General features: G+C 34.3%; 10 protein-coding genes. 3 read left to right on the forward strand and 7 right to left on the reverse strand.

Annotated features, from left to right (window positions below):
- Positions 1-88: 88 nt before the first annotated feature.
- The 6 genes from EDD63_RS10540 to EDD63_RS10565 all read right to left on the reverse strand — a co-directional run bounded on the left by EDD63_RS10540 (position 89) and on the right by EDD63_RS10565 (position 7500).
- Positions 89-412, reverse strand: a complete 324-nt coding sequence (locus EDD63_RS10540) for a single-stranded DNA-binding protein (protein ID WP_166667627.1) — start codon at positions 410-412, stop codon at positions 89-91.
- A 117-nt stretch (positions 413-529) separates the two neighbouring features.
- The gene (locus EDD63_RS10545; RefSeq protein WP_134171234.1) at positions 530-1003 is read right to left on the reverse strand and encodes an LURP-one-related/scramblase family protein; all 474 of its coding nucleotides are present in this window, start codon (positions 1001-1003) and stop codon (positions 530-532) included.
- A gap of 57 nt (positions 1004-1060) precedes the next feature.
- Positions 1061-2338: an EF-P 5-aminopentanol modification-associated protein YfmH gene (gene yfmH / locus EDD63_RS10550; RefSeq protein WP_134171236.1), complete on the reverse strand. Its 1278-nt coding sequence runs from the start codon at positions 2336-2338 to the stop codon at positions 1061-1063.
- Entirely contained in the window at positions 2338-3573 is a 1236-nt protein-coding gene (gene yfmF, locus EDD63_RS10555; RefSeq protein ID WP_166667628.1) for an EF-P 5-aminopentanol modification-associated protein YfmF, read from the reverse strand. Before yfmF ends, yfmH begins: the two co-directional genes overlap by 1 nt.
- 10 nt (positions 3574-3583) lie before the next feature.
- A complete protein-coding gene (locus EDD63_RS10560) occupies positions 3584-5818 on the reverse strand; it encodes an FtsK/SpoIIIE family DNA translocase (RefSeq protein WP_134171240.1) in 2235 nt (744 codons plus the stop codon).
- Between the two features lie 17 nt (positions 5819-5835).
- A complete protein-coding gene (locus tag EDD63_RS10565; RefSeq protein ID WP_134171242.1) occupies positions 5836-7500 on the reverse strand; it encodes a ribonuclease J in 1665 nt (554 codons plus the stop codon).
- A 245-nt stretch (positions 7501-7745) separates the two neighbouring features.
- Here EDD63_RS10565 and EDD63_RS10570 point away from each other — a divergent pair, with 245 nt between their 5' ends.
- Genes EDD63_RS10570 through EDD63_RS10580 form a run of 3 tightly spaced genes read left to right on the forward strand, consistent with a single transcriptional unit; the run spans position 7746 to position 12716 of the window.
- On the forward strand, positions 7746-10682 hold the full coding sequence (locus tag EDD63_RS10570; RefSeq protein ID WP_134171244.1) for an acyl-CoA dehydratase activase: 2937 nt from the start codon (positions 7746-7748) through the stop codon (positions 10680-10682).
- Positions 10675-11925: a 2-hydroxyacyl-CoA dehydratase gene (locus EDD63_RS11735; RefSeq protein ID WP_279586086.1), complete on the forward strand. Its 1251-nt coding sequence runs from the start codon at positions 10675-10677 to the stop codon at positions 11923-11925. The genes EDD63_RS10570 and EDD63_RS11735 overlap by 8 nt, the downstream gene beginning before the upstream one ends.
- Positions 11922-12716 carry a putative ABC transporter permease gene (locus EDD63_RS10580; protein ID WP_134171246.1) on the forward strand — a complete coding sequence of 265 codons (795 nt, stop codon included), beginning with the start codon at positions 11922-11924 and terminating at the stop codon, positions 12714-12716. Before EDD63_RS11735 ends, EDD63_RS10580 begins: the two co-directional genes overlap by 4 nt.
- Before the next feature lie 12 nt (positions 12717-12728).
- Here the strand turns inward: EDD63_RS10580 and EDD63_RS10585 are convergent, their stop codons facing one another.
- Positions 12729-13442 carry an HAD family hydrolase gene (locus EDD63_RS10585; RefSeq protein ID WP_166667629.1) on the reverse strand — a complete coding sequence of 238 codons (714 nt, stop codon included), beginning with the start codon at positions 13440-13442 and terminating at the stop codon, positions 12729-12731.
- Positions 13443-13573: the final 131 nt, after the last annotated feature.

Below are 13573 nucleotides of genomic sequence, written 5' to 3' on the forward strand. Positions count from 1 at the left end.
GTGATTAATACATATGTAGCGCCGTATACGAGAACCGTACGTACGGTGCAATGGGAGGGGCGAAAGAATATATTTCTTTCCCTCTACCCTATTTTTCTTCGTGATCTAAGAAACTTACTTTCTCAGCAACGAATTCATAATTTGTGTAGGTCTTATTTTCTTCGCTTGTATAAAAACTTGTTTGTACTCGACCGCGAACACCAACGAGTGCTCCAGGTTCACAAACATCAATTACATCTTCAGCAATACCACGCCAAAGCGTTACCTGAAATACATCATAGTCATATACATTATCCGCATTTTTAAAGTTTCGTTTTACTTTTACACTAGCAGTTGCAAATTTAATATTTGAGCTAGTTAAACGAAGTTCTGGTTTTTCTACCATTCGACCTACAATTACAAAATGATTCAATATAACACCTCTTTTCTTTCTTGTCACGTATATATAGGCAAGAAAAAGAAAGTATCCTAAAGAAGATAAAAAAACCATCACAGAATATCAATGATGGTTATCATAGAGTTTATTGAATTAATTATTACTATCTAACTTCACACGATCAATGGCAATGACAAGTGCAACAATTAGTTTTTCATAAGTATCATCATCAATTTTAATTACATAAGAATCACCCCAAGTAAACCATTCTTTATGAATCGAAGCAATCTGTCGGTTTTGCAGTGTGATTGTAAAGTTCATATCCCATATATCACCACTTACTTCAATGCCATCAGCTTCAATGTGATATTTTGCATGAAAAAATGAGAAGTCACGGTAAATGGTAGCGACATCATAACCATCAATATCAACATAAAACCGTGGTAAGAAGCTAAATACCTTTTTGGTTATTGTTGCAAACTCACCATTTGCATCATAAATTGTAAAATGTTTAGGTATTTCCATGAAGCTTCCTTCAACCCAATATATGGGTGTTTCATTTGCATCGAAAACGGTAAATTTTTCTCCTATCGAGAATACTTTTTGTTTTATATAGAGTGTTTTCATAGTACCTCTTTCTATATGTATAATAGCACAAACGATGACAGAAAATAAAAAAGATGACTATTTGCCATCTTTTGGAAGTATTTCAACTTCACATGTATTATTGATATCAATTAGAGCACTTGCCTCTTTAATGACATCCTTATTTACTTTATTCACAATTTCTAGACTTTCAAAGAAATCCAATCCTGCAAAGTATGTACGAACAAATCCAATACTAATGGAATCAAAACTATTAAGCGATGTTACATTACTTCCATATACACGACGCTTCATATTTTCGAGTTCTTTTTCATCAAAGTCACAAATATTTTGTAGTTCATGTTTAATGGTTGCATAGAATTCTTCAATCTTATTGGTTTCTGTGCTAAATGCGATAAGTCCATAATCTTTTGTGAATTCTACGTCATATGAGAAAGAATCATTGATAATTTCTTGATCCATCCATTCTTGATATTTACTTGCTAATGGTGAAAATGCAACATCTAGAGCAAAGGTAATTGCCCATTCATATAGTTCTGCTTGTTTTGCATCACGGATTCCTGGCATCTTAAAAGTTAATGCTGTTTTTGGTGTAGTGATATCCATTTGAATTTGTGCATGTGGTGTTTTAACTTTTATTGGTTCATCCACATAAATACGACTTGCTTGATATGGAAGTTCAAAGGTTTTCTTAGCTTGATTTTCTTTGATGGTTTCCATTAATTCTTTTGGATCATGTCCACTAACTCCTACTAAAATCATACGACTTGGATGATAATTTAGTTGATAACATTCATATAGTGTTTCTAGTGTAATTGCATTTACACTATCTGCAGTACCACCAATATCATGTTTCATTGGGTGAATATCAAAAACGGAAGCAAATAACTCGCTAAATAGACGAGCATCAGGCATTTGATTATACATTTCAAGTTCTTGAATGATAATCCCCTTCTCTTTTTCGACAGACTCTTTGGTAATCGTTAGCTCTTGAACAAAATCAAGCAGTAAATTCAGTGGCTTGATTGGGTTATTGGTTGTTGAAAAGTAATATGCAGTTTCGTTATAAGAAGTAAATGCATTCACATTAGCTCCTAAACTAGAAAACTCTTCCATGACATCCTTACCTTCTTTTTCAAACATCTTATGTTCCAAAAAGTGTGCAACTCCTTCTGGGTATGTATGAACATTTCCATGTTCATCTTTTTGGTCGTGATCACGTCCACCAAATGGTGTTGCAAACACGAAATTGCTTTTCTTAAATCCAGGTTTTTGCCATAAAATGACATGTAAACCATTTGGTAAAGTTTCACTAATATAGCTTTCCTTAAAGTGATGATTTGTAATTGTTTCCATTAGTTTTCATCTCCTTTACGTAAGACAAATGTAGTAAGCAACTCAATTTGAGACATTATTTCTTTGATGTCTTCTAGTGTTACTTCATAAATTTGTTTGATGATTTCTTCAACACTTACATCTGTTGCCAAAATCATATTGCGGTAACCAAAGTTCAAAATACCATGTAAATCATCCATTTGTGTCATAAATGAATTGGCAAGCATATCCTTAACCACTTGGATGATGCTATGATCAAAATCACCTTGTTTTACACGTTCCAATTGTTCTTTTATCAATGTGATTGTCTTATCAACATTTTCTTCATTTACTCCAACATTGACACTTAATACTCCATCATATGGATGCAATCCAGAGTGGATGGAATATGCAAGTGAGTGTTTTTCACGCACTTCACGAAACAACAATGAAGACGGTGTTTGACCGAAGATTGCATTTGCAACTGCTAATTTCCAATAAGATGCATCAAGATTGTTGATGTTGGTTTGATAGACCATTGAGATATACGCTTGACTAATATCACGATATTCTTCGATATAGTTATCTTTACGTTTTGCATCCACTTTATAAGATACAGCAGGTATGATTTTCGCATCACTGATAAATGCATTCTTGATTTGCTCGATTGTAGAATCGTCTACATTACCGATAACGAGTACTTCCATAACATCATCTTGTATCATGGATTGCATAGCCTCAAGTAAACTATCCGGTGTAATGTTTTTTACTTCATCTTCAAAAAATAGGACTTGATTAGCAAGTGCATACCCTCTTCCTGCTTCGTGTAACGCTTTACTTGAAGCATACTGGCTTGGTTCATCATACATACGAGTTGTTTTACTTAGCGTCATACGAATACTTTCATCTACGTAGTTTTTATATAACTTTCCATTTTCATCAACTAATGGTTCATATAAAAATGCTTTCATGACAGCAATTGCTTCCATAATTAAATCTTCTTTGTAGTCGATATAAGATGGATCAATAATACGTGCACGTAGTTCAACAACTTGGCTATCTCCATAGGTCATATAATTGCTTGAAATACTTGCACCATACATTGCATTTAGTTTATCTACAATACTTGCTTTGGTTGGATATTGCTTACAGACATTGGTTAAATAGTCGGATATTACCATTCTTGGTGCAACACTATCTTTATGTAATGGTGAACGAAAACGTACACTAATTACGATATTTTTGAATTTTGTTTCTTTAATAACTTTTAAATTCATTGTTTTCTCCTTATTCGTCTTGTACAGGTTTACGATAGACTTCACGTGGTTTGGAACCATTTGCTGGTCCAATAACTCCTTGATCTTCTAGTAAATCGATAAGACGTGCAGCACGTGAGTATCCAATTGAAAACTTTCTTTGGATAAATGATGTACTGGCTTTTTGTGATTCTACGACAAATTGATATACTTCATCAAATAGCGGATCACTACTAATTGTACTGTTTACTTGTCCATCGTGCTCTTCTAAGCGTAAGAAAGCATCTTCATAGTTAGGTCCAGCCTGTTTTGAACTAGCTGCAGCAATCGCTTCAACTTCATCATCTGAGACAAAACATCCTTGCACACGAATTGGTGAGTTTTCACCTTGTGGAATATATAACATATCACCAAGTCCAAGCAACTTCTCAGCCCCTTGTTGGTCCAAAATGGTACGTGAATCAATTGCCGAGCTTACAGCAAAAGCAATACGACTAGGAATATTCGCCTTAATTACTCCAGTAATAACATCAACACTTGGTCTTTGCGTTGCAACAATCAAGTGAATACCTGCAGCTCTAGCAAGTTGGGTAATACGTTGAATACTTGCCTCTACTTCTTTAGCAGCAACTAACATTAAATCGGCAAGTTCATCAATAATTACGACAATCCATGGTAATGGTTTTGCCCCAGTCTTTTTGACAAACTCATTATATCCGGCAATGTTACGAACACCAGCTTGTGAGAAGTAATTATAGCGTTCTTCCATGATATTCACGACCACTTTAAGTGCTCGATTTGCACTATCTCCATCGGTAATTACTGGTCCAAGTAAGTGCGGGATATTTGCATACATCGTAAATTCCACTTTCTTTGGATCAATAAGCAACATTTTAACTTCATCTGGTTTTGTGCGCATCAGTAATGAAGTAATAATACTGTTTACACAAACACTTTTCCCACTTCCGGTTGCTCCTGCAATTAGTAAGTGAGGCATTTTATTTAGTTCGCCATAAACATTATTCCCCATCAAATCTTTACCCAAAGCAAACAGTAGTTTCTTATTTGCACTACTTTGTGGAATGGTGCGTAATAAATCACGAATATTTACTAAGGTTTTCTCTTGGTTAGGGATTTCAATACCGACAGTACTTTTTCCTGGAATTGGCGCTTCAATACGAATATCTTTAGCTGCTAGTCCCATTTTTATATCTTGTTGAAGATTGCTGATTTTATTAACACGAACACCCTCTTCAACTTTTAATTCAAACTTTGTGACACTTGGTCCGATATGTGTTGCCACAAGTTGTGTATTTACATCGAATTGCTTCAAAATGTACACAAGACGTTTTCCTGCTTCATTTGCTGCATTTACATTACTGCTATTCTTCCCTTTTCGTTCAGGAATGGCAAGTAAGTTTAAACTTGGAAGTTTATATCTTGAGTAGTCTGTTGAAACCGTACGTTCATTTGTTGATGTTTGCTCTACTACTTCTGGTGTTGGTTCTGCAGGTGATAGTACATCTACTTCATCATAGTCATCAGCTAATATTCCAACATTGGTTGGTTGTGTATCTTGATATAGTAAATCTGCAAAATCCTCGGTTGGTTCTTCTTCCACTTCTTCATAATCTAAAATCTTTGCTTCTTTATCAGCGACGCGCTTAATTTTACGATTTTCTTTACGCACTTCATGTTTTTCACCCATACGTGTAAACATCGCTTTAATACGCTCACGATCTTCTTTACGTAAAGCTACAACAATATAAATCAGTGTGAGTCCTGCAAGTAAGATATAAGTTCCACTTTTATCAAATAAGATCGTCGATAGACTGTAAAGAAGTGCTCCGATGATTCCTCCACCTGCATGAAATGCACCACTTAGTATATTACTTGTATTCTTAAGATAGTAATTTAAAAATGCTTGCCCTTTGAAGTTAACATCCATAAAGGTTGTTAAAAAGGTTTGCATCATTAAAAATCCAATAATTGTCATTATGACAAGTTTTGTGTTGAGTCCGCGTAAGGTTTTCTTAATCATGTAATAAACACAAAGTATGATGCATAGTGCAAATACTGCTGGTGTACTTTCCCCAAAAATGAAGCGCATTCCATGGTTTAACATTTCCCCAACAAGTCCAACACTTAATAACCCGATAAGTGCTACTGTAATAAAAAGTAAACAGTAGACATAGAGAAGAACCTCACTTTCTAAAGCGCGGTTCTTCTTTTTATTTGTTCTTTTTGTTGTTTTCTTTTTCGCCATATTCTGCCCACCTATTATTATACGTTTGTTGTTTCTAAAATCACGGGTAAAACCATTGGTCGTTTCCCTGTTTCTTTAACCAAATACTTACTGATTTTATCTTTTGCTTCTGCACGACATTCTAAGTTATCGTAACGGCGATCTTTTACTGCTTTTTCGATTGTTTTTTTCATGATGTTCATTACTTCTTTAATTAAGTAATCTGCATCTTTTAAATATACAAGACCTCTTGTTTGTACATCAATTCCACTGATGATTTTCTTTGTGCGATTATCTAGTGTAACACCAATAATCATCACACCATCTGTTGACAACCATTCACGGTCTTTTAAAACAACCCCAGTTACATCCCAATTTTCATCTCCATCAATGAGTTGATCTTCAAGTTTGATCACTTCATCTGTAGAAATTAGCTTTTTATTTTGGAATGTTGCCACTTGTCCATTGTCTAATAGGATGATTTTGTCATCATCATATCCCATTGAACTTGCTAAATTAGCATTCGCAATCAAATGACGATATTCACCTTTTACTGGAATGTAGTATTTTGGTTTAAATAGAAATAATGCCATTTTTAAATCTTCTTTTGAAGGGTGCATACTTGCAGCATCTTTTGCTTTAAAAGAGTAAATGCGTCCACCTTCTTTATAGATTTCATTTTCCATATTTACTGCTTCATGCTCAGTCCCATTAACCACAGGACTTGTAATAACAATTGTGTCATTCTTTTGCATTTCTACATATTTATCTTCATTAGTCGCAATTGTTGAAATCTTAAGGAACAAGCGTTTTCCACGACCTGTAACTAAAATCACAACATTTTTCATATCATTTTTAAATTGATCACGTGGAATGATCATGTTCTTTGGTAATTTATAGTAACCAAGTTCATCAAGATATTTTAACGTTTTAATCATTTCTTTATCACGAATAAAGACTTTCTTTTTGTATTTAATCGCCATGTCTAATATTTCCATAATGCGGTATAGACTTTGACGGTAACAAGCAACAATTAGACGATTCTTACCACTTTCTTCAAAGATTGGTTCTAACTTCTCTTTGATTTGGTGGTGTGGTGCTGTGTGTCCTTCATTTGTAGCACTAACGGATTCGCTTAGTAATGCTAGAACACCCTTGTTTCCAATTTCACTTAGCACATTCACATCCATGCGGTATTCATCACTTAAACTATTGTAATCAACAATGAACTCTCCTGAGAATACAACAGCACCTTGGCTTGTCATAAAAGCAATTCCAAAGTTATCTGGTGATGCATGTGTCATCGCAAAGGTACGAACTGGCACACCTTCAATTTTAAATGTCGATGAGCGATCAACGACATGAAGAATGTACTCATTAATTCCCGCTTCATGTAATAAGTCATGCACAAAAAGCGATGTAAACTTCCCTGTATAAACAGGAATATTGATCTGTTTAAGCAAGAATGGTAATGCACGCATTACATCATCGTGTGCATGAGTAATGAAAATCCCTGCAATTCGCTCTTGGTTTTCAATTAAGTAGTTAAAATCAGGAATGACATATTCCACTCCTAGTAAGGCGCTATCTGGAATCATGATTCCCGCCTCAACGATAAAGATTACGTCGTTAATCTCAACCACGGTCATATTTTTACCGTTTTCGTCAAGACCTCCTAACGCAAATATTTTTACTGTATCCATATATTATAATCCTCTTTCTTTTATTCTTTTTGGTATGTAAATTTCCTTAATCAAGTATATCATAAAATGCATCTAAACACATTAGAATACCCATGAAAGTCCAATGAAACCGCTTTATTTTCTCAACTTCTTATAAAATATAGCATTTTACATTTTTAATACGTAAACAAAGGGTTGCAAATGATTGAATGTTGGCAAACCTTTGTGTTAGAATGACACATATGGAAAATGAGGGAACGATAAATATGACTTATAAAATAGGCTTAGATATCGGTTCAACAACGATCAAAGCAGTCGTTTTGAATGATACAAATGAAGTAGTATATAAAAGTTACGAACGTCACAAATCAAGAGTTCGTGAAATGGCACTAGAAAAGATTGAAGAATTAAAACCGATTATTAAGGATCATAAATTCAAGATTTCTTTAACTGGTAGTGCTGGTTTAGGAATTGCAAACAATGCTAATTTACCATTCGTACAAGAAGTTTTTGCGACAACCAAAGCAGTTAGAAAATATCACAATGACAGTGATGTTGTAATTGAACTTGGTGGTGAGGATGCAAAAATTATTTTTTTACGTGGAGCTTTAGAGGAACGAATGAATTCAACATGTGCCGGTGGTACTGGAGCATTTATCGATCAAATGGCAACGCTACTCAATGTCGACTTGGCAGAACTTGATTCCCTCTCACAAAACTATACAAAATTATATCCAATTGCTTCACGCTGTGGAGTCTTTGCGAAAACGGATATTCAACCATTATTGAACCAAGGTGCTCAAAAGGAAAATCTAGCTGCTAGTATTTTCCAAGCTGTTGTTGATCAAACCATTACCGGTCTTGCTCAAGGAAGAACCATTGATGGAAATATTCTATTCTTAGGTGGTCCTTTATCCTTTAATAAAGGCTTACGTGACCGCTTTATTGAAACTTTAAAAATTGATGAAAGTCAGGCGACACTTCCAGAAATGGGACCATACTTTGTTGCTTTAGGGGCTGCAATTAGTGCAGAAAGTGAAACTCAAGATTATACATATGCACAATTAATGGATGCATTAAAACGTGCAGCAAATGTGAAAGTCTCACATGAAGGTCTACCTCCCCTATTTAATAATGATGACGAATATTTAGAGTTTAAAGAACGTCATGCAAAAGCGAAAGTGCAAGAAGTAGATCTTGCTAGCTATAAAGGTAAAGCATATTTGGGAGTTGATGCAGGAAGTACGACAACTAAAATTGTTTTACTAAATGAAAATCATGAGATTTTATATCAAAACTATACGTCAAACCAAGGAAATCCAGTTGATGTTGTGCAAGAACAACTCACTAAAATTTATTCAATCAATCCAGAGATTCAAATTGCTGGAAGTGGTGTTACTGGATATGGAGAAGAATTGATTCGTCAAGCTTTCCATATGGACCAAGGTGAAGTAGAAACCATCTCTCACTATACTGCAGCTAAACATTTTGAACCAAATGTTGATTTCATTATCGATATTGGTGGTCAAGATATGAAGTGTTTTAAAATCAAAGATAATCGCATTGATGAGATTATTCTAAATGAAGCATGTAGTTCTGGATGTGGTAGTTTCATTGAAACTTTTGCCAACTCTTTAGGATATGACATTATTCAGTTCTCACAAATGGGCTTAATGGGTCAACATCCAGTGGATTTAGGTAGTCGTTGTACAGTCTTTATGAATTCATCAGTGAAACAAGCACAAAAGAATGGTGCAACTGTTGAAGATATTAGTGCAGGACTTGCTATCTCAGTAGTAAAAAATGCACTATATAAAGTTATTCGTATTGCAGATCCAGAAGATTTAGGACAAAACATCGTTGTACAAGGTGGAACATTCTTAAATGACACTGTATTACGCAGTTTTGAAAAAGAATTAGATAAACCTGTTGTTCGTCCACAAATATCTGGACTTATGGGTGCTTTTGGAATTGCACTAATCGCACAAGAAAAATCAAATGGAACAAGTACAATTCTTAGTAAAGAAGAAGTCGAAAACTTTACCCATACTTCAAAAGTAGTAAACTGTCGTCTTTGTGGAAACAACTGTTCCCTAACAATTAATACGTTCGGTGATGGAAAACGTCTTATTGCTGGAAATAAATGTGAACGTCCAATTAAAGGTGAAGCAAACTTTGATATTCCAAATGTTTATGCTTTAAAAATGGCAAAATTGGAATCGTATAAGGAACTATCAAAACCAGGTAAACGCGGAAGACTTGGTTTACCAATGGTACTTAATATGTATGAAAACTTACCATTCTGGCATACGTTCTTTACCGCTTTAGATTTTGAAGTTATTGTGAGCGACCGTTCTAGTAAAGCGATTTACAATAAGGGACAACATACAATTCCTTCAGATACAGCGTGTTATCCAGCAAAATTAGTACATGGTCATATTGTGAATTTATTAGAAAAGGATTTGGATGCAATATTCTACCCTGCTATGACTTATAACTTTGATGAAGGAATTAGTGATAACTGCTTTAACTGCCCTGTTGTTGCATACTATCCTGAAGTCATTCAAGCAAATATGGATGTGAAAATTCCATTTATGTATCCATATATTTCTGTTAATGATAAAAAGGATTTTATGAAGAAAATCCGTCGTTATCTAAAAGAACAAGGATACAGTATATCTAAAAAAGAAATCGTTGAAGCGAGTAATCTAGCTTATGCGGAATACGAAAACCATACAAATGAAATTGAAAGCTATGCACGTGAAGCATTAGAGTATGCACAAAAAGAAGATTTAAAAATCATCTGTTTAGCAGGACGTCCATACCATATCGATCCTGAAATTAACCACGGAATTGATCGTTTGATTACCTCACTAGGTTGTGCGGTTATTTCTGAAGACAGTGTGGCACGTACAGTTGAGTTTGAAAAATTCCAAGTATTAAACCAATGGACATATCACGCTCGTTTATATCAAGCAGCAAACTATATTGCCAATATTGAAAATTGTGAACTTGTACAACTTGTAAGTTTTGGTTGTGGACTTGATTCCATTACATCGGATGAAATTCACGACATCTTACATGAAAACAATAAAATGTATACACAACTTAAAATTGATGAAATTGATAATTTAGGAGCTGTGAAAATACGAATTCGTTCATTACTAGCAGCAATGGAAGACCGGGAGGAAGCAAATGAGTAAAATAGAACGCGTTGAATTTACCAAAGAAATGAAGAAAACGCATACCATCCTTATTCCAAATATGTTACATATGCATTTTCAAATCCTTGAAGAATTATTGATTTCTGAAGGATATAAAGTAGAACTGCTTAAAACAAAGCATCAAAATATAGTGAATGAAGGGGTAAAAAACGTACACAATGATACATGTTATCCTGCCCTACTTGTTGTTGGACAAATGATTGATGCTTTAAAAAGTGGTGCATATGATCTTGATAAAGTTGCCTTGATTATTACCCAAACTGGTGGTGGATGTCGTGCAAGTAACTACATTCATTTATTAAGAAAAGCACTTAGAAATAATGGAATGGCACATATCCCAGTAATTTCAGTAAACTTCTATGGATTAGAAAAAAATAGTGGATTTACATTCACTTATCGCTTCTTAATAAAAGCGATTTATGGAATTATTTATGGTGATTTACTAATGTGGATCTCCAATCAATGTAAGCCATATGAACTTGAAGCAGGTGCAACTGATGCCATGGATAAGAAATGGACAAAGAAAGTTGCAGACAGTCTTCATTCAACAAAATTCTTACATATTAAAGCAAATTATAAAGAAATATTAGATGATTATGCATCGATTGCTAGAAGTAATGAGCAAAAAGTTAAAGTTGGAATCGTTGGTGAAATCTATATGAAGTATTCCCCTCTTGGAAATAACAGTTTAGAAGAATTCTTATTAAATGAAGGAGCTGAACCTGTTGTGACTGGATTGATGGATTTTATTGCCTACTGTTGTGAGAATATGATTTTGGATTACAGTTTATATGGAATCAATAAAATGAATCGTAACTTTGCACGAGTTGTGATTAAGTATATCATTCACTCGCAACGTAAGATGATTAAAGCAATAAAGAAACATGGAGTTTTTCGACCAATGTCAGACTTTAGTCAAATCAGTAATATTGCCTCAGATTACATCTCAAAAGGTGTAAAAATGGGAGAAGGATGGTTACTGACAAGTGAAATGTTAGAACTTATTGAATCTGATGTGAATAATATTGTTTGTTGCCAACCGTTTGGTTGTTTACCAAATCATATTGTCGCTAAAGGAATGATGCGTAAAATCAAAGATAACTATCCATATTCAAATATTGTGGCCATTGATTATGACCCTGGTGCAAGTAGCATTAACCAGGAAAATCGTATTAAACTAATGTTAAGTAATGCAAAACTTAACATGGAGGAATCAAAATGAATCTGTTCGATGCCATCATAGCATTCTTTGTTTACGCCTTCCTAGGATGGGTTTGCGAAACAATCTATGTCAGTGTTGGTAAACGACATTTTGTAAAGCGTGGGTTCTTATATGGAACGATATGCCCAATCTATGGGTTTGGTGCACTTGCTGTACTTTATGTATTGGATCCATATACGTATTACCCACCACTTATTTTTATTTTAGGTGTAGTTGTTACTAGTACACTTGAATATGTAACAAGTTATGGAATGGAAAAAATCTTCCATCTTCGCTGGTGGGACTATTCAACATATAAATTCAATCTGAATGGACGAATTTGTTTAAAAAACTCGATTATGTTTGGAATTATGGCACTTGTATTAGTTTATGGAATACACCCTGAAGTCGTTGAATTGATCAAAAGTCTACCGGATGTCACAAAATACGTGCTGACTGGTTTACTCATTGGTATCTTTATTACCGATACGACATTCTCGATTGTACATGCACTTGATATTAATAAAGCACTACAACGTGTTGATGAACTTAAGGATAAAATTGGTAGTGATGCAGAGTTACTAGCAAAACAAGTCAATGAAAATATTCAAAATGTACGCGAACAAATCTCGGATAAGACAATTAAAGCAAGTAATCGTTATAGTAAGCGTCTTGAACACTTTAAAGAGTCATATCCAAGTTTGAAACCAATGATAGAAGAACATCGCTTAAAAGCATTAGAAAGTATTATTCAAACTTTGAAAGATGCAAATCTACCACTTACGAAAAAAGAGAAAAAGAAAAAAAGATGAGCGATCATCTTTTTATTTTGCGTCTTCTAATTCTCTAACAAATGCTAAGAATCCTTTTGCATCTGTATTCCACTGTGCAAGTTTTGCCTCATTCTTACGGTCAATTAAATGGTCATTAATTAAGTAAAGTGGAATATCTAGTTTTAAGATTGCCCCATCTTCTTGGGCATCATTTCCAACCATCATCACATCTGCTTTATCAATTTGATGCTTTTCTAATACTTCTGTAAAGTACGCTGGATTTGGCTTACAGTAATGGTAATCTTCAAATGTCGTAACTTCTAAGAATGCATTCGCATCAACTCCAGACCAACGAAGTCTAGATTCACTTGCAATTTTTGGGAATAATGGGTTGGTTGCTGCAATCATTTTATACCCTTTTTGTTTTAAAACTTCAACGGCTTCAACTATATCGGCATTTTGTGTTACCACAGATTCGATATTCTGAAAGTCTGTTGTATAGAAATCTTCAAATGTTGATTCGATTTCACTTGCAGGGATCGAACTTACTTGTTCAAAGGTCTGCCAAAAGATTTCTGCATTGGTTTGGCTTCCATCATTTGTTGTCATTGCTTCAGTTCCTGCCCAAATCGCTTTTATAAGTAAATCTGCATCATATGTTGAATCAGCAAATTTGCGTTTAATTTGTCCAAAATATTGCTTGATGAATTCATCAAGGTCCATGGAAAGTAATGTTCCATCTAAATCAAATAGTATTGTGTTCATGTATTCTCCTCTATCGCATAGTACTATTTAACCTTATTTTGTTTTCATAGTCAAAGTAAAATAAAAAAAGATGCAAAATTCATTGCATCTTATATCGACTTATTCAAATAGTGCAGTTGATAGATAACGCT

Origin of the sequence: Breznakia blatticola, from assembly GCF_004365815.1 — a bacterium.
In the GTDB taxonomy this organism is placed as follows: domain Bacteria; phylum Bacillota_I; class Bacilli_A; order Erysipelotrichales; family Erysipelotrichaceae; genus Breznakia; species Breznakia blatticola.